Annotated in this window: 1 protein-coding gene; it reads left to right on the forward strand. The window is 41.2% G+C overall.

All coding sequences use genetic code 11. The features are described 5' to 3' along the window. Positions 1-158: 158 nt before the first annotated feature. Positions 159-260, forward strand: a 102-nt coding sequence (locus JWG41_RS21185) for a type II toxin-antitoxin system HicA family toxin (RefSeq protein WP_332461305.1), incomplete at its 3' end; no start/stop codon positions are given.

Raw genomic sequence — 260 nt, forward strand, 5'->3', positions numbered from 1 at the left:
AAGCTACATGCCAGTCCCTAACGTCCCGCAGGGACTCAGGGGCGGGGAACTTCGGTAAGTCTAGTTCGTTATGCGAACAGTCGTGAAAATCTCATTTGACCCAAAAAAAGTAGAAATAACCAATTGACGAATACCGCCCAAAAGCTGTATCGTTACTTGTGACGGGAAAAGAATTAATAAAGGTTCTAAAGAAAGATGGTTGGGAATTAGATAGAATCACTGGATCACACCATATACTTAAGAAAAAAGACAAAACTCTC

This window comes from Leptospira chreensis (genome assembly GCF_016919165.1).
Lineage (GTDB): Bacteria > Spirochaetota > Leptospiria > Leptospirales > Leptospiraceae > Leptospira_A > Leptospira_A chreensis.